Origin of the sequence: uncultured Polaribacter sp. (assembly GCF_947503855.1) — a bacterium.
GTDB lineage: Bacteria > Bacteroidota > Bacteroidia > Flavobacteriales > Flavobacteriaceae > Polaribacter.
In genome coordinates this window covers 208,158-226,686 of the sequence record NZ_CANNFF010000005.1, presented here as the reverse complement: position 1 = coordinate 226,686, position 18,529 = coordinate 208,158, and the positions used below count along the sequence as shown (strand labels likewise).

The window sequence follows — 18,529 nt, the reverse complement described above, 5'->3', positions numbered from 1 at the left end:
AAAGCTGTTCTTTTGATATTTTTCTTAATACTTCCAAAATTCTTTCGTAATTTGCATTTAAGTTGTTCATATTTAATTATTTGTGGTTAAATCAATTTACTGATTTTCAGTAATATGAGCAACTTTTTTTTCTTAAATCATAATGCACAACGGGTATATATATATCAAAAAGATAAGTTTTTTTAGACTACTAAGTTTATAGAAGTAAGTAGGTTTTTAAATTTTTCTTTTATATCAATAAAAATGATACTAATAAAAATAAGCCGTATCGCTATTAAAAAACACCTCATAAAAATGAGGTGTTTCTGATTTAAATAAAAAAATTAGTGGGCATATCTTTGAGGAGCACCTCTTCTAATTTCCTCACTAGCAAATTCTTCAAATTGTTTAAAGTTCATTCTAAATGCATTCGATAATTTAAAAGCTGTTTTGTAATACCCATCATCATCATTCCAAGTAGACCTCGGACTTAATAATTCTGTTGGAACACCAGGACAAAATCTTGGTTGAGCTACTCCAAAAACAGAATGTATATGGTAATTTTCGTAAGTATAATCAGATAAATCTCCATTTAAAACTGCAGTTATCATAGCTCTTGTATATTTTAAAGGCATTCTTCTTCCAACTCTATATTGCCCCCCAGACCAACCTGTATTTACCAACCAAACATTTACACCAGCTTCTTTTATTTTTGCACTTAGCATTTCTGCATATCTTGTAGGATGTAATGGCATAAAAGGCGCTCCAAAACATGCAGAAAAACTTGGCACAGGTTCTGTTACACCAGCCTCTGTACCTGCAACTTTTGCGGTATAACCAGATATAAAATGATAAGCAGCTTGAGCTGGTGTTAGCTTAGATATTGGAGGCAATACACCAAAAGCATCCGCAGTTAAAAAGAAAATATTTTTTGGGTTTTTACCTATAGAAGGTTGTTGTATATTATCTATATGATAAATTGGATAACTAACTCTAGTATTTTGAGTAATAGAAGTGTCTGTAAAATCTACTTCTCCATTCTCATCTATGATTACATTTTCTAAAATCGCTCCTTTTTTAATGGCTGCAAATATTTCTGGTTCTTGCTTTTTAGATAAATTAATCACTTTGGCATAACAACCCCCTTCAAAATTAAAGACACTATTTTCTGCAGTCCAACCATGCTCATCATCACCAATTAAACTTCTATTTGGATCTGTAGAAAGTGTGGTTTTACCGGTACCCGACAAACCAAAGAAAATGGCGGTATCTCTATCTTTACCAACGTTTGCAGAGCAATGCATTGGTAATGTCTTTTTATAAATAGGAAGTATAAAATTTAAAGCAGAAAAAATTCCTTTTTTAATTTCGCCAGTGTAACCTGTACCACCTATTAAGGCTATTTTTTTTGTAAAATTTAAAATTGCAAAATTATGCTGACGAGTACCATCAACTACTGGGTCTGCCATAAAACCAGGTGCGTTTATTACAGTCCATTCTGGAGAAAAGCCTTGCAATTCTTCTTGTGTGGGTCTTAAAAACATATTGTAAGCAAACATATTGCTCCAAGGATATTCTGTAACCACCCGAATATTTAATTTATAATTTTTATCTGCACAAGCATAACTATCTCTAACAAACAATTCTTTTTCAGATAGATAATTGGTTACTTTATCATACAATAAGTCAAATTTATCTGCATAAAAAGGTAAGTTAATGTCACTCCACCAAATTTCATCTTGTGTAATGACATCTTTAACAATAAATCGATCTTTTGGAGATCGTCCTGTAAACTCGCCAGTATTTATGGCAATTGCCCCCAAAGAAGATTGTATTCCTTGTTTTTTTTCTAAAGTTTCTTCATGTAAATCGTTGGAAGATAATTGATAACGAATAGTCGCATTTTTGATTCCTAAATTCTCTAGCGAAATCGATTTCGTATTTAAATGTATCATTTGTATATTTTTAGTTATGTTTCTATAAATACGTTACAAAATTAAACAATATTTTAATACACCTATAAAATCAACCACATTTTTACGAAATCATTATTATTTTTTTAATTTCTTTAAAAATATAATAATCATTAAAAACCAACCTGCAATAAAAAAGAGTCCACCAAGAGGTGTTACAAACCAAATTGATTTTGCAGTAATTGATGTTAATTGTATGGCATAAATGGAGCCTGAAAAAAGAAAAATACCACAGAAAAACAATATGCTAATTCTATTTTTTTGTTTTAAAGAAAAACCATCAAAAGTATTTATAAATAGCAACACAATTACGTGATATATTTGGTAACGTACAGCTGTATTAAAACTAGCCAAAGCTTCTGCAGTAAGAGTTTCCTTTAAAGCATGTGCCCCAAATGCACCTAAAATTATGGCAAGCATCCCTAAAAAAGAAGTGATAATTAAATTTTTAAACATTTTATTAAGTTTTTGTTAAATATTAAACAAATGATTTATCTTAGTATCCTTACAAAAATACATTATTTATTATATGAAAAACATTTTAATTATTGGTGCAGGAAAATCTAGTTCGTATGTAATAAAATATTTATTAGAAAAGTCTAATGAGGAGAAATTACACTTAACTATTGGTGATATTTCCATAGAAAACGCAACAAAACTCATCAATAATCATAAAAATGCAAAGGCAATTATTTTTGATGTTTTTGATAAAAATCAACGAGAAAATGCAATTAAAAATGCAACTATTGTGGTTTCTATGCTGCCAGCAAGATTTCATATTGAAGTTGCCAAAGATTGCTTGAAATATGGTAAAAATTTAGTAACTGCTTCTTATGTTTCTCCAGCAATGAAAGCACTTGATAAACAAGTAAAAGCAAAAGAATTAGTTTTTATTAATGAAATAGGTGTAGACCCAGGTTTAGACCATATGAGTGCTATGCAAGTAATTGATAAAATTAGAAATAAAGGTGGCAAAATGTTGCTTTTTGAATCTTTTACAGGTGGCTTGGTAGCACCAGAAAGCGACACTAATTTATGGAACTATAAATTTACATGGAATCCAAGAAATGTGGTACTTGCAGGACAAGGCGGTGCCGCAATGTTTATACAAGAAGGTACATATAAATACATTCCTTATCATAAATTGTTTAGAAGAACTGAGTTTTTAAAAATCAACAATCAAAAATTTGAAGCGTATGCAAATAGAGATTCTTTAAAATACAGAGAAACCTATGGTTTAAAAAACATACCCACCATGTATAGAGGCACTATTAGACGTGTTGGTTTCTCTAGAGCTTGGAATATTTTTGTACAACTAGGCATGACAGACGATTCTTATAGCATTGAAAACTCAGAAAATATGAGTTATCGTGATTTTGTGAATCTATTTTTAGCATATTCTCCTTCTGATTCTGTAGAACTAAAGTTACGCTCTTATCTAAAGATAGATCAAGATGATGTGATGTGGGAAAAACTATTAGAGTTAGACCTTTTTAATCCGAATAAAAAAATTGGAATTAAAAATGCAACTCCTGCCAAAATACTACAGAAAATTTTAGAAGATTCTTGGACTTTACAAGAAAATGATAAAGATATGATTGTGATGCAACACTTATTTGGTTATGAAAAAGAGGGTAAAAAAGAACAAATTGAAAGTAGCTTAATTGTTTTTGGAGAAAATCAAAATTACACAGCCATGTCAAAAACTGTAGGTTTACCTTTAGCCATAGCTACTTTAAAAATTTTAAATGGGGAGATTACAAAACCAGGAGTACAAATTCCAATTGCTAAAGAAGTGTACCAACCCATTTTAAAGGAATTGAAAAATCACGGAATTGAATTCATTGAGAAAAAAGTTCCCTATCTAGGGTATAATCCCAATCATGTAATTGGTTAGTTTTCTATAAAACTTCTATAAATAATTAGATTTTTTTTACATTTTTAAATAAAAATCTTTGGTTAAGTTAATGTATTCTTCTGTATATTGATGACGAGCTGTTTCAATAATTAAATGTTCTTCAATAATTTCTGATGAATGCATAGAAAATGTTAACAGGCTTCTTTTTATATCTGAATTTGGATTGCCCTGAACTCTGCAAACTCTATGTACTTGCAAATTGTATTTTTTAGCCAAATCAATAAAATTAGCCTCTTCTTTAAAAGGAATAATGGTTGAGAAAATTCCGTTTTCGGACAAAATAGTAGAAACACCTTTTAACAATTCTTCAAAAGATAAAGAAGAGGTAAATCGTGCTTTATTTCTTGCGTTATCTTCGGTTTCAAAATCGTCTGTATAAAAAGGCGGATTCGAAACAATTACATCATAACTTTCCTCCTCTTCTGCAATTTCATTCGCAAATTCAGAAAACGAAGCATGATAACAATATAAACGATCTCCCCAATCTGAATTTTCAAAATTTTCAACAGTCTGTTCATAAGCATTTTCATCAACCTCAACAGCATCAATTGACATAGCATTAGAACGTTGTGCCAACATTAAAGCAATAACTCCTGTGCCGCAACCAACATCTAAAATTGTTTCTGGATAATTATGTAGAGCACACCAAGCACCTAATAAAACCCCATCTGTTCCTATTTTCATAGCTGTTTTATCTTGATTTACAGAAAACTCTTTAAATTGAAATAGCTTTGTCATCTGTCAAAAATACAACGAAAAATTAGGGTTTTTAACATAATGTATGGTTTTTGTATTGGTAATTTAATGTTTAAAAAAAAATCTTGTAGCTATTTTTACAAAAACTATTTTATGAAACATTTTTACCTCTTAGTCTTTTCACTTTTAGTAACCATAGTATCGTTTTCACAACAGATGCCTATAGATTTCGAAAATAGCAATCATGTTTTTTCAGGATTTACGGGTTCAAGTTATGCTACAGTTAATGACCCTACAAATTCTTCTAATAAAGTAGGTCAATTTCATAATAATGGTTCAGCTGCTATTCAAGGCTTTTATATCGATTTAAATAGAGATATAGATCTAACAAATCAAAAAGAAATTACTCTGTCATTTTATGCTTATGACCCGAATCAACATACTATCACGTTAAAATTAGAAAATGGAACCAATGCAGATGTAGAAGTAACACAAACTATTGCAAGTGGAAATGCAACAAATTGGCAAAACCTTACGTTCGATTTTTCTAATGCTATATTTTCAGATACCAATGGCACTACCAATGCATCTGGTAAATATAGCAAATTGGTGATTTTTATAGATTTAGGTGTTACAACTGCAGGTACTTATTTGTTAGACGATATTTCTGATGGATCTACACCTATAAATCCAAATGAGCTAGATGTTGTTTATAGTGATCTAGTATGGTCTGATGAATTTGATGAAAATACATTAAACACCAATAAATGGCATCATCAAACCATAGGAATTGTAAATGGTGGATGGGCAAATGGAGAAATACAACACTACACAAATAGGATCGAAAACTCATTTGTTACAGCTGACAACTTACATATTGTGGCTAAAAGAGAAACCATCATACAAAATGGAGTTTCTAGAGATTTTACTTCAGCAAGATTAAACTCAAAATTTGCATTTACTTATGGTAGAGTTGATGTAAAAGCAAAACTACCAGAAGGAGAAGGAACTTTTCCTGCAATATGGACCTTAGGAAAAAATATTAGCGAAACAGGTGCGTATTGGCAAACACAAGGTTTTGGCACAACAGCTTGGCCACATTGTGGTGAAATAGATATTATGGAACATGGTTTACACGCAACAAATACTATTTCTAGTGCACTGCATACAACTTCAAGTTCTGGAGGTACTGTAAATACTAAAGCAAAACCTTTAACAGATGTTACAAATACCTATCATGTTTTTTCTATGAATTGGTCTCCAAACCAAATTACTTTTTTAGTAGATGATGAAGTACATTATATCTACAAAAAACCTGAAAATTTTACAGATGTAAACTCTGATGGTGTAGACGATGGTTGGCCTTTTGATGATCCTCAATTTTTGTTGATTAATTTTGCAATGGGAGGTATCTCTGGAGTCGTAAGTCCAAGTTTTACAGAAAGCAGTATGCTTATTGATTATGTAAGAATTTATCAAAATACCAGTACTGCAAGCATTGATAAAAATTTTAGCAGTAATTTTTCTCTGTATCCTAATCCAGCTTCTGGGTTCTTTAAGATAAAGACTACAGAAAAAATTGATGAAATTATACTATTTAATTCTATTGGTCAAAAAGTATATTCACAAAAACACATAGCCAATAGTGAAATTAATATTGAAAATTTACCAAAAGGATTATATCTTTTAAAAATATCTTCAAACAATAAAACAGCTGTCAAAAAACTAATTGTAGAATAAAAAAACCCTACAAACATCATATTTGTAGGGTTTATTAAAATTAATATTTTTTTGCAGAGAGGAAGGGATTCGAACCCTCGATACAGTTACCCATATACTACCTTTCCAGGGTAGCTCTTTCGACCACTCAGACACCTCTCTTTATGTTGCAGTTTTTTTAGAAACTTAAAATTGTTACAAATACAAATCAATTAAACCCTCAGGAGTTTCTACGTGTATTTGTTTATTGTTTCTATCTACCTCTTTTATAAAATCGTCTATCATAGGAATAAAAATTTCTTTTCCTTTTCTATCAATTTCAAAAAGTGGTTGTGCTGCTTTATCGTTTATATGTACAATTTCTCCAACTTCACCAAAACTAGCATCAATTATTTTAAAACCAATAACTTCATGAAAGTAAAACTTATCTCCTTCTAACTTCGGTAATAAATCGAGTGGTAAATAAATACCACATTTTAAAATTGAATCCGCTTCTTCTTCTGAATAAACATCTTCAAACTGTACACGTAACTGATTTCCTTTATGTAAAGAACTTTTTTCAATAAAAAATGGAACCAGATTACTGCCAAATTCGACATAAACTGATTCCATATTTTTATACAACTCAGGTTCATCTGTATCTAATTTGATAACAACTTCACCCTTAAAACTATATTTTGTTACGATTTTGCCTAAATAAAAACAATCTTCTTTACGCATGCTCGTAAAAATTACAATTTATTCTGCTGCTTTTTCTTCTGTAGCTTCTTCTTCTGTAGCTTCTTCAGTAGTTTCAGCAGCTGCTTCAACTTCTTCACTTGCCTCTTCAGTAACTTCTTCTACAACAGGTTTTGCTGCTTCTATTCTTGCTTCGTTTACCGCTTTTTCAGCAGCTAAAGCTTTTGCTTTTGCTTCTGATTCTGCTTTAGATAAACCAGCTTCTTTATCAGCAATTTTAGCTGCTTTTTCTTCTAACCAAGCTTTAAATTTCTCTTCAGCTTGCTCTTCAGTTAAAGCACCTTTACGCACACCACCTACTAAATGATTCTTCAACATAGCACCTTTGTAAGATAAAATGTTTTTTGCAGTATCAGTAGGTTGTGCACCATTTTGTAACCATTTTACAGCGCCATCAACATCTAAGTTAATTTCTGCAGGGTTTACATTTGGGTTGTACGTACCTATTTTTTCTAAGTAACGTCCATCTCTTTTTGCACGTGCATCAGCAGCAACAATCCAATAAAATGGCTTGCCTTTTTTTCCGTGTCTTTGTAATCTGATTTTTACAGACATAATTTATTAATTTTTTAAGGTTCTCGACCTTGGTTATTAAAAATCTTACTATCACGTAGTAAGTGCGCGCAAAAATACAAAACCTTTTTGAATCTAAAAGACTAATTTTCAATATTTTTTAATGTATTCAAAAACACAATTTGATCTATTTAGAAAAAAAAATCCCGAGCATTTTCAACCGTAAAAATTTGAAAATTAAAAAAGAAAATGGTGTAATATTATATTATAAAAAAACCTCCATAAAACAAAAGTTTTACGAAGGTTTAAAATTGATAAACAATCACTTATTAAAATTTTATTTCCAGGGCTTAAAGTTTTTATAAGCAGGTCCTGTAAGTTTTCTTCTTTTAGAAGTTACCAATGTAATTTTCTTTACACTTTTATTCTCAGTCTCGTCTAAAACTTTATAGTTTTTATAATCTACACCAACCAATTCGCTTTTTTTAGAGCTTGTTAGTTGTATTTCTTGGACTTCTTTTTCGCTTTTTTTCCAAGGTTTATAATTTTTATAAGCAGGTCCTTTTAAATTAGTTCTTTTAGATGTAACTAATTTTATAACCTTTACTTCATTGGTGTCTTTTAATAATGTTTTTTGAGAATTATTTTGAGAAAATATAACTGTAGATGAGAGTAAAGCTGCAAAAGTTAATATTAAATATTTCATACTAATACATTTTAAATTAAACTAAATACTATCATTTAGCTACTATAAATTTACAATGCAATTAGCTGTTTTGTTTGTATAAGAAAATTGGTATTTTGTATCCGTATTTATACGGATATAGATTTTAAATTAATTTTATTTCTGAAGCTTTTTTAATAAGTTGAGCCGTATTTTTAACTTCTAATTTTTTTAAAATATTAGCACGATGTGTTTCTATAGTTCTAGTGCTTACAAAAAGTTGTGTTGCTATTTCTTTTGTAGTTAGTCCTTTACTAATTAAAAGTAATACTTCTGTTTCTTTGTTAGAAAGTAAATTTTCGCTAACACTTTGGGTTGCCATAAAATTTACCATTTTTTCTGCAATTAAAGAACTAAAATATTTTTTTCCTTTTGCTACTATTCTAATAGCTTTAATTAGTTCTTCTTCATCTGTATTCTTTAAAAGATAGCTGTAAGCTCCATTTTTAGAACATTTTGCAATATAGTTGCCATCATCATACATAGATATAATAATGGGTTTTACAGAGCTTTTTATTTTTCTTAATTTATTTAGCACTTCTATACCATCTATATTTGGCATATTAATATCTAATAAAACAATATCAAAGTCTTGAGATTTAGTATAAAAATCTAAAAACTTTTCTCCATCAGAAAATGTTGCTATTACATTAAAATCTTTTTGTTTTTTAAGTAATTCTGCTAAACCTATTCTAAATAGTTTATGATCATCTGTAACAACAATTTTAATCATTTTTATTATTCTTTATGGGCATTTCAATTTCAAAAGTTGTTTTTCCTTTACTTGAATTTATAATCAAAATACCATTACATATTTCTACTCGATCTTTAATGTTTGTAAGACCAGAACCAGTTGTAACTTTTTCTGAATCAAACCCAATACCATCGTCAAAGTAAAATAAAGACAAAAAATCAGCAAATTCTGTTAAAGATATTTTTATTTGGCTTGCTTTGGCGTGTTTTATTGTGTTATTTATTAATTCTTGGGTAATTCTAAAAAGATGTATTTCTTGTTCTTTAGTAATGTTTGAGTTTTCGTGTTGTGTTAAATTCTCGAAACTTATAGGAAACGAAATAGAGTCTTGAATACTCTGTACATAATTATTTAAAGTAGCTCCAATGCCAAATTTATCTAAACTTGTGGGCATTAAAACATTTGTCATTTGTCTAATTTCTGCAATGGTAGTATCTATAATGTTTTTGATGGTGTCTTTGTTTTCGCCACTTTCTATTTTGTTTTGTACATTTATTTTTAAGGTTGTTAATAAGGGGCCTAAACCATCATGTAGTTCTCTTGCTAACCTTTTTCTTTCAGATTCTAAATTCTGAATAAGCAAACGTTTATTGCTTTTGTTTATTTCGCTTTCTAAAGTTCTGTATGCTTTTAGTTTATTACGCATTTTAAGTAAGCTTTTTCCTAGCAAATCGTTTTTTCCTTTAGGTTGATATTCGCTATCTAGATTCATGTTACCAATTTCTACAGAAAAATTAACAGCACTAGAAATAACCTCGCTTAAGTTGGCTAAGGCAACATTCATTTCTGTAATTTCTTTTGGGCTATTTTTTAGTTGAATTTTTTCGTTATAATTTCCTTTCGCCATAAACCCAATAAGATTGTGTATCTTTTTTAAAGGATTGGTAATGATTTTGGTAAGAAATAAAGAGATGGTTATGGAAACTAAAAGTGTAATTAAGGTTAAAATTAACAGTTTATCACGCATTTCTTTTAACGGAATTTGTACTTCTTTTACATCTATTTCAGATAAGATTACCCAGTTTAAATTCCCAATATTTAAAGAATTATATACACTGTAAACTTCTATACCTCTGTAATCTGGAAAAAAACCTTCACCTCTAATATTTTTAAGTCCATTAATAACGCCTTCAGTTTTTACGATGATTTCATAAGGTTTTGTCTTAGGAAAAAATCGAGATTGTGATCGTAACCGATAATCATTTCCTACTAAATAAGACTCACCACTAGCGCCCATTCCTGTTCTTTCTAGCAAAATTTGTTGAATTTTTTTATAAGAAACAATATTTAAATATCTAACGCTATCTTTTATTTTAACTAAACCAATGGATGTTTTTTTAGAAGGATGTAAATGTGTTAAATCGTATATACCATTAACTAAAAATTCGTTTTCAGGTAATTTTATTCCACCCTGTTTAGCAATATTAGTAGCATACGTAAATGCATTCCACTCTTTGTTTACTAGGCGTTGTAGTTGTATTTTTTTTAAGGTTTTTATAGATCTTAAATGTAACAATATCCGTTTGTCTAAAACTTTAGAAAATTCTGAGTAAAAACTAAACGAAATGGTAAGTACTACTAAAAGTACCAAGCTATTTATAATTAGTAAAGTCCAGTTTTTAACACTCATTAGAATAATTTTGTATTCGTTTTTTATAAGTTAGTTCTTCTAATTTAACAAATAATATATATTCTCAAAGATATAGAATAGCAATGAAAAATGATTGCAAAAAAAAAGTCTGTTTTCTAAGAAAGAAAACAGACTTTAAAATAAATATATACTTTTTACTAGCTAATATTAGCAGACTTTACAGTCTTAATAATTCTACCAGCAATTTTGTAAGGGTCTCCATTAGAAGCAGGTCTTCTGTCTTCTAACCAACCTTTCCAACCTTTTTCTACAGTAATAATTGGAATACGGATTGAAGCACCTCTATCTGAAACACCATAAGAGAAATCATTAATAGAAGCAGTTTCATGATCACCAGTTAAACGTTGGTCGTTAAATTCACCATAAACAGCAATATGCTCTTTAACTACAGGTCTAAATGCTTCACAAATTTTCTCATAAGTTTCTTTAGAACCACAAGTTCTTAAAGTTGTGTTAGAGAAGTTTGCATGCATACCAGAACCATTCCAGTCCATATCTTTACCTAATGGTTTTGGATGATAGTCTATGTAGTAACCATATTGTTCAGTTAATCTATCTAATAAATATCTAGCAATCCAAATTTCATCTCCCGCTTTTTTAGCTCCTTTTGCAAATAATTGAAATTCCCATTGTCCAGATGCAACTTCTTGATTAATACCTTCAAAGTTTAAACCAGCATCAATACATAAATCAGCATGTTTTTCAACTAAAAGTCTACCATGAGTATTTTTACCACCAACAGAACAATAATACATTCCTTGTGGTGCAGGATAACCACCAATAGGGAATCCTAAAGGTAATTGTGTTTTAGAATCCATAATAAAGTATTCTTGCTCAAAACCGAACCAGAAATCGTTATCTTCATCTTCAATTGTAGCTCTACCATTAGAAACATGTGGTGTTCCATCTGCATTTAAAACCTCTGTCATTACTAAATAACCATTAATTCTTGCAGGGTCTGGGTAGATTGCAACTGGTTTTAATAAACAGTCAGAAGAACCTCCAGATGCTTGTCTAGTAGATGATCCATCAAAAGACCACATATCTAGTTCTTCTACAGTTCCTTGAAAATTTTCATGTTCTTCAACTTTGGTTTTACTTCTCATGTTCTGAGTTGGAAAGTATCCATCTAACCAAATGTATTCTAATTTAATTTTTGCCATAATAAAATAATTGAGTGTATGTTACACTACAAAAATGAAATATTTTAGCTACATATCAAAAAAAATAGGGGGCAAATGTTTATTTTTGCTTAAAAATAATTTTATCCCTAAATTTTAAGGGGTATATTTAATGAAAATAAAATATCTACTGCAAATATTAATAATATGTCAAGAATTAGATTTAATGCTTTAGCCGAAACTTTACATAGAACTCCTATAAAAGTAGTTCAAAGTGATAAAAGATCATCTTTGTTTGGTAATAATGTGTTTAATAAACACGCTATGCAACAGTATCTTACAAGATCAGCTTACGAAAGTGTGATGAATGCCATAGACCATGGAACCAAAATAGACCGAAAAATTGCAGACCAAGTTGCAGTAAGTATGAAAGATTGGGCAATTTCTAAAGGAGCAACCCATTATACACATTGGTTTCAACCCTTAACAGGTGCTACTGCAGAAAAACACGATGCTTTTTTTGAATCTATCAATGGTAGTTTGGCTATGGAAAAATTTGATGGAGAGCAATTGGTACAACAAGAACCAGATGCATCAAGTTTTCCAAATGGAGGAATTAGAAATACCTTTGAGGCAAGAGGTTATACAGCTTGGGATCCAACATCACCTGCATTTATATATGAAACTACTTTATGTATACCTACCATCTTTGTAGCCTATACTGGTGAGGCTTTAGATAATAAAACACCTTTGTTAAGAGCATTGCAAGCTATAGATTTGCATGCAACCGCTGTTTGTAAATATTTTGACAAAAACGCCAACAAAGTTTCTGCAACTTTGGGGTGGGAGCAAGAATTTTTTTTAATTGATGACGCTTTGGCAAACTCAAGACCCGATATTCAGTTAACAGGAAGTACGCTTTTAGGGCACACACCAGCAAAAGGGCAACAATTAGACGATCATTATTTTGGAACAATACCTGCAAGAGCCATGAGTTTTATGCAAGATTTAGAAGAAGAATGTATGTTGTTGGGTATACCTGTAAAAACTAGGCATAATGAAGTAGCACCCAATCAGTTTGAAATTGCACCAATTTTTGAAGAAGCTAATTTGGCAGTAGACCACAACTCTTTATTGATGGATGTAATGCAAAAAGTTTCTAAAAGACATAAATTTAAAGTATTGTTTCACGAAAAACCTTTTGCAGGCATTAATGGTTCTGGTAAACATAATAATTGGTCATTATCTTTAGACAATGGTGTAAACCTGTTAAGGCCTGGTAAAACACCGATGAAAAACCTACAGTTTTTAACTTTTTTTGTAAATACTATTAAAGCTGTTTATGAGTATGAAGAGCTGTTAAGAGCTTCTGTAGCTTCTGCAAGTAACGATTTTAGATTAGGAGCCAATGAAGCACCTCCCGCAATTATTTCAGTATTTATTGGGAGTCAATTATCGGCAGTTTTAGACGAGTTAGAAAACGTAACTAAAGGCAAGTTATCACCCCAAGAAAAAACCGATTTAAAACTAAACATTATTGGTAAAATACCAGAGATTTTATTAGACAATACAGATAGAAATAGAACATCGCCTTTTGCTTTTACTGGGAATAAGTTCGAGTTTAGAGCAGTAGGTTCTTTAACCAATTGTGCAGCACCAATGACGGTTTTAAATACCATAGTTGCCAAACAACTAAAAGAGTTTAAAATAGAAGTAGACAAATTAATAGATACTAAAAAACTTAAAAAAGACGAAGCTGTTTTTAATGTACTTAGAGAGTATATAAAATCTTGTAAAAAAATTCGTTTTGATGGTGACGGTTATGGAGAAGCTTGGGAAAAAGAAGCTAAAAAGAGAGGTTTAAGTAATAATAAAACAACCCCAGAAGCTTTAAAAGTTAAGGTTGCAGAAAAAACTATTAAACTTTTCGAAGAGATGAAAGTAATGACTAAAGTAGAAATGCAAGCGCGTTACGAAATTGAATTAGAAGAATATTCGAAAAGATTACAAATAAAAGGACGTGTTTTAGGCGATATTGCAAGAAATCATATTGTACCAACAGCAATTATATATCAAAATACATTATTAGAAAATACTAAAAATTTAAAAGAAATATTTGGTGCTGATTATAAAAATATAGCCAAAGAACAAATAGAGCTAATTATGACCATATCTAACCACATTACAGAAATTAATGCTTTGGTTTTAAAAATGATAGAAGAGCGTAAAAAAGTAAGCAATAAAAAAGCATTAGTGAAAGCAGAAGCTTACTGTAATAAAATAAAACCGTTTTTCGATAAAATTCGTTTTCATTGCGATCAATTAGAAACCATGGTAGATGATAATTTGTGGCCACTTACCAAGTATAGAGAGCTATTGTTTACAAGATAGTGTAAAAACATCCTACAAATCTGTAGGATTTTTTTTGTAAAAGCCTAAATTTGCAATTCACAATACAATAATATGAGTCAAGAAGTTTCTAAAAGATACGCACAAAGGGGTGTTTCTGCATCTAAAGAGGATGTGCATAATGCCATAAAAAATATAGATAAAGGTTTGTTTCCGAAAGCATTCTGTAAAATTGTGCCAGATTATTTAACCAATGACGATGATTATTGTTTGATTATGCATGCAGATGGTGCAGGTACAAAATCCTCTTTAGCCTACATGTATTGGAAAGAAACTGGAGATATTTCTGTTTGGAAAGGTATTGCACAAGATGCTCTAATAATGAATATTGATGATTTACTATGTGTTGGAGCCACAGATAATATCATGTTATCCTCTACAATTGGGCGTAACAAAAGTAAAATTCCTGGCGAAGTATTATCAGCAATTATCAACGGAACAGAAGAATTAATTGACGATCTAAAAAAATTCGGAGTTACCATACATTCTACTGGAGGAGAAACTGCAGATGTTGGAGATTTAGTACGTACAATTATTGTTGATTCTACCGTTACTGCAAGAATGAAACGCTCTGATGTGATTGATAATGCCAACATAAAAGCAGGTGATGTTATTGTTGGTTTAGAATCTTTTGGACAAGCCACTTATGAAACGGAATATAATGGAGGTATGGGTTCTAATGGGTTAACTTCTGCAAGACACGATGTGTTTGATAACGATTTAGCAAAAAAATATCCAGAAAGTTTTGATGCGGCTGTTCCTGCTGATTTGGTATATTCTGGAAATACAAAATTGACAGATGAAGTTGAAAACTCGCCCATTGATGCAGGTAAATTAGTTTTATCACCTACAAGAACATATGCGCCAATTATTAAAGAAATATTATCAAAATTCGATGCAGAATCTGTACACGGAATGATACATTGTTCAGGTGGCGCACAAACCAAAATATTACATTTTGTAGATAATTTACATATTGTAAAAGACAACATGTTTCCAGTACCGCCTTTATTTAAATTGATACAAGAGCAATCTAAAACCGATTGGAAAGAAATGTATCAGGTTTTTAATTGTGGTCATAGAATGGAATTGTATGTGTCTCCTGGAATTGCAGAAGAAATTATTGCAATTTCAAAATCATATGATGTAAATGCGCAAATTGTGGGTAGGGTAGCAACATCAGAAAATAAGAAGCTTACGATTAAAAGTGAGTTTGGTACATTTGAGTACTAGATTTTAGCATAAGATATAACACGAAAACTTAAAATACTGATGTGTTTTGCGTTTTTTTATACGTTTAAGTTAAGTTTATGAAAGATCTATACAAGTTAAAAATATTAGTAGAGGAACTACAACAAATACAACATGATTTTTAAAATATAACGTATCTTTAATTTATCGTTTAAAAAAAAAGGAGAGTTTGATTAGAAAAAAAGACATTTCTCAAGAAGAGAAAGATAAAATTATAGACTACCAGCTACGTTTTCAAGATGTATTAATAAGTATTTCAACAAAATATATTAATTCAGATTTATCTAATATAGATGAGTTAATAGAAAATTCTTTAAAAACAATAGGTGAATTTGTAAAAGCAGATAGAAGTTACATTTTTTCTTACAACTTTACAAACAATACAACCAGTAATACTTATGAGTGGTGCGCAAATGGTATAGGAGCTGAAATTGAAAATTTGCAAAATATACCATTAGATTATATTACTCAATGGTTAGAAGCTCATCGAAAAGGAGAAGCTTTTTATGTAGAAGATGTAAGTCTTTTACCTGATGATGGTGAGCTTGGTTTACGTGCAATTTTAGAACCTCAAGGTATTCAAAGTTTAATTGCCATACCTAAAATTAAAAATGGCGAGTTAATTGGTTTTATTGGTTTTGATTCTGTTAGGCAATTGCATAAATACTCAGAAAATGAAAAAAACATTCTCTTTGTTTTTGCAAATATGTTGGTGAATGTAATACAAAGAAAAGAGCAAGAAGAATTAATAAAACAACAAAAAGAAAAAAAGGAAGAACTGTTAAAATATTTGTCTAACCAAAACGAACAACTAAACGATTATGCACAAATGGTGTCTCATGATTTAAAAGCCCCATTAATTAATATTCATACATTAGTGACTTGGTTTTTAGACGATCATAAACAAATTATAAACCAAAAAGCACTAACCACATTACATGAAGTATTGTTTAATGTAGAAAAAATGGACTTTCTTATTAAAGGTATTTTAGAGTATTCAATAGTTAATAAATTAGAGTCTAATGATAAACAAATAGATTTAAACGAATTGGTAAATGCAGTTATTAAATTAATTTTGGTTCCAGAAAATTTTACAATCAAAGTTCAAGAAAATCTACCTAAATTATTTGGTAATACATGGAGATTTAATCAAATTTTCCAGAATTTAATCCAAAATGCAGTAAAATATAATGACAAAGAACAAGGTATTATTGAAGTTGGTTTTTTTGATGAACAAAGTCATTTTAAATTTTTTGTAAAAGATAATGGTAAAGGAATAGGGGCAAAATATTTTGAAAAAATATTTAAAGTATTCACAAAATTAGAGAATATAGATACATCTTCGGGAATAGGTCTATCAACCGTAAAGAAAATTGTTGACTTTTACAATGGAGAGGTTTGGTTAGAAAGTGAAAAGAAAATTGGTACCACATTTTATTTTACAATTCCTAAAAACTTGTAGTTAATTCACTTTCTTAAAAAGAAAGTCAATTCTAAAATCATCTACTGTCTCAATAGCTTTTAGTTGTTTATTATCTTTAAAGTAGGTGATTTTTTTCGGGAATTCATTTTTTGTATTTTCATATATAAAAGAGGTGTCTGTTTGATTGGTAAATTTAAATAACGTCAGTTTTTCATTTACTCCTTTAACTTCTAAATGTATTGTATCATAAACTTTTATAATACTTAGTATTTCTTGAAAAGATTTTTTTAAACTTTCATTGTGTAGCCATACCTACTAAATTTGTACTCCAAACTTCAAAAGTTAGATTGCCAGGTTTATCATTTAAATGCTTCCGTTATCCGATTAAAATTATTCGTTTTTTCGAGGTTTTGGACTCGTTTTTACAAGAAACAATTAATAAAAAGGTGCTTAACAAAAGTAGTTTCCTTATAAAAAAAAACTAGGTTTTTCCAAATATACCTATAAAATTTGTAAATTCGCAATCCAAGAAATACACAACAAATGTTAGATAAATTAAGAATTGTTAAGCAACGCTATGATGAGGTTTCTGATTTAATTATTCAGCCAGAAATTATTATGGATCAGAAGCGTTATGCGCAATTAATGAAAGAATACAAAGACTTAGGAGACGTTGTAAAAAAAGGTGACGAATACCAAGAATTAACCAATAATATAGAAGAGGCTAAAGAAATTATAGCAGACGGTTCTGATGCAGAAATGACAGAAATGGCAAAAATGCAATTAGAAGAAGCCAATGCTAGAATACCAGAATTAGAAGAAGAAATTAAATTTCTTTTAATACCAAAAGACCCAGAAGATTCTAAAAATGCAGTAGTAGAATTGCGAGCAGGAACAGGTGGAGATGAGGCAAGTATTTTTGCTGGAGATTTATTTAGAATGTATACCAAGTATTGCGAAAGTAAAGGGTGGTCTGTTTCTACAGTCGATTATTCTGAGGGGACTAATGGTGGCTTTAAAGAAATTCAGTTTGAAGTAAATGGACCAGATGTTTACGGAACTTTAAAGTTTGAAGCTGGTGTGCATCGTGTACAAAGAGTACCACAAACAGAAACACAAGGTCGAGTACATACCTCTGCAGCTACTTGTATGGTGTTTCCAGAAGCCGAAGAATTTGATGTAGAGATTAATCCAAAAGATGTAAGAATCGATTTTTTCTGTTCTTCAGGTCCTGGAGGACAATCTGTAAATACAACGTATTCGGCAGTTCGTTTAACGCATATTCCAACTGGTTTGGTAGCACAATGTCAAGATCAAAAATCACAACATAAAAATAAAGAAAAGGCGTTTAAAGTACTGCGTTCTCGTTTGTATGATATGGAGTTGGCAAAGAAAAATGCAGAAGATGCATTAAAACGTGGTTCTATGGTTTCTTCTGGAGATAGAAGTGCTAAAATTAGAACTTATAACTATGCACAAGGTAGAGTTACAGACCATAGAATTGGTTTGTCTTTGTATGATTTGCCTAACATAATGAATGGCGACATTCAAAAATTGATAGACGAATTAATGCTAGCAGAAAACACAGAAAAACTAAAAGAGTTAGGAGATAGTATTTAATATTTACCTAAATTTATTCATATAAAAAGCCTCATAATTT

15 protein-coding genes and 1 tRNA gene are annotated in these 18,529 nt (G+C 30.2%); 6 read left to right on the top strand and 10 right to left on the bottom strand.

The features are described 5' to 3' along the window. Positions 1-323 precede the first annotated feature (323 nt). Both pckA and Q0662_RS06080 read right to left on the bottom strand, forming a co-directional pair. A complete protein-coding gene (pckA, locus tag Q0662_RS06085; RefSeq protein WP_298948063.1) occupies positions 324-1,934 on the bottom strand; it encodes a phosphoenolpyruvate carboxykinase (ATP) in 1,611 nt (536 codons plus the stop codon). A 96-nt stretch (positions 1,935-2,030) separates the two neighbouring features. Next, a complete protein-coding gene (locus Q0662_RS06080) occupies positions 2,031-2,408 on the bottom strand; it encodes a DUF423 domain-containing protein (protein ID WP_298948062.1) in 378 nt (125 codons plus the stop codon). Between the two features lie 73 nt (positions 2,409-2,481). Between Q0662_RS06080 and Q0662_RS06075 the strand changes: the two genes are divergently transcribed. Then, positions 2,482-3,849: a saccharopine dehydrogenase family protein gene (locus Q0662_RS06075; RefSeq protein ID WP_298948061.1), complete on the top strand. Its 1,368-nt coding sequence runs from the start codon at positions 2,482-2,484 to the stop codon at positions 3,847-3,849. Between the two features lie 36 nt (positions 3,850-3,885). Here Q0662_RS06075 and Q0662_RS06070 read toward each other — a convergent pair whose 3' ends face one another. Further along, positions 3,886-4,608: a methyltransferase gene (locus Q0662_RS06070; protein ID WP_298948060.1), complete on the bottom strand. Its 723-nt coding sequence runs from the start codon at positions 4,606-4,608 to the stop codon at positions 3,886-3,888. Between the two features lie 111 nt (positions 4,609-4,719). Between Q0662_RS06070 and Q0662_RS06065 the strand changes: the two genes are divergently transcribed. Continuing rightward, positions 4,720-6,306, top strand: a complete 1,587-nt coding sequence (locus Q0662_RS06065) for a family 16 glycosylhydrolase (protein ID WP_298948059.1) — start codon at positions 4,720-4,722, stop codon at positions 6,304-6,306. A 54-nt stretch (positions 6,307-6,360) separates the two neighbouring features. On the opposite strand, the gene Q0662_RS06060 is transcribed toward Q0662_RS06065, so the two are convergent. The 7 genes from Q0662_RS06060 to Q0662_RS06030 all read right to left on the bottom strand — a co-directional run bounded on the left by Q0662_RS06060 (position 6,361) and on the right by Q0662_RS06030 (position 11,828). Further along, positions 6,361-6,447, bottom strand: a tRNA-Ser gene (locus Q0662_RS06060). Between the two features lie 33 nt (positions 6,448-6,480). Next, complete coding sequence (rimM, locus tag Q0662_RS06055; protein ID WP_298948058.1) at positions 6,481-7,005, bottom strand: ribosome maturation factor RimM; 525 nt, start codon at positions 7,003-7,005, stop codon at positions 6,481-6,483. 18 nt (positions 7,006-7,023) lie between these two features. Beyond that, positions 7,024-7,578: a 30S ribosomal protein S16 gene (locus Q0662_RS06050; RefSeq protein WP_298948057.1), complete on the bottom strand. Its 555-nt coding sequence runs from the start codon at positions 7,576-7,578 to the stop codon at positions 7,024-7,026. A 295-nt stretch (positions 7,579-7,873) separates the two neighbouring features. Next, a complete protein-coding gene (locus Q0662_RS06045; protein WP_298948056.1) occupies positions 7,874-8,242 on the bottom strand; it encodes a hypothetical protein in 369 nt (122 codons plus the stop codon). 124 nt (positions 8,243-8,366) lie between these two features. Next, positions 8,367-8,993, bottom strand: a complete 627-nt coding sequence (locus Q0662_RS06040; RefSeq protein WP_298948055.1) for a response regulator transcription factor — start codon at positions 8,991-8,993, stop codon at positions 8,367-8,369. Then, positions 8,986-10,644 carry a sensor histidine kinase gene (locus Q0662_RS06035; protein WP_298948054.1) on the bottom strand — a complete coding sequence of 553 codons (1,659 nt, stop codon included), beginning with the start codon at positions 10,642-10,644 and terminating at the stop codon, positions 8,986-8,988. The genes Q0662_RS06040 and Q0662_RS06035 overlap by 8 nt, the downstream gene beginning before the upstream one ends. Before the next feature lie 158 nt (positions 10,645-10,802). Next, positions 10,803-11,828, bottom strand: coding sequence for a glutamine synthetase beta-grasp domain-containing protein (locus Q0662_RS06030; protein ID WP_298948053.1), 1,026 nt, complete (start codon positions 11,826-11,828; stop codon positions 10,803-10,805). 165 nt (positions 11,829-11,993) lie between these two features. On the opposite strand from Q0662_RS06030, the gene Q0662_RS06025 reads away from it, so the two are divergent. The 4 genes from Q0662_RS06025 (at position 11,994) to prfA (ending at position 18,489) form a co-directional block, all read left to right on the top strand. Beyond that, positions 11,994-14,177: a glutamine synthetase III gene (locus tag Q0662_RS06025; RefSeq protein WP_298948052.1), complete on the top strand. Its 2,184-nt coding sequence runs from the start codon at positions 11,994-11,996 to the stop codon at positions 14,175-14,177. Between the two features lie 72 nt (positions 14,178-14,249). Then, entirely contained in the window at positions 14,250-15,428 is a 1,179-nt protein-coding gene (locus Q0662_RS06020) for an AIR synthase related protein (RefSeq protein WP_298948051.1), read from the top strand. Between the two features lie 187 nt (positions 15,429-15,615). Next, complete coding sequence (locus Q0662_RS06015) at positions 15,616-16,908, top strand: ATP-binding protein (RefSeq protein ID WP_347186457.1); 1,293 nt, start codon at positions 15,616-15,618, stop codon at positions 16,906-16,908. 504 nt (positions 16,909-17,412) lie between these two features. Then, on the top strand, positions 17,413-18,489 hold the full coding sequence (gene prfA / locus Q0662_RS06010; protein WP_298948050.1) for a peptide chain release factor 1: 1,077 nt from the start codon (positions 17,413-17,415) through the stop codon (positions 18,487-18,489). Positions 18,490-18,529 lie beyond the last annotated feature (40 nt).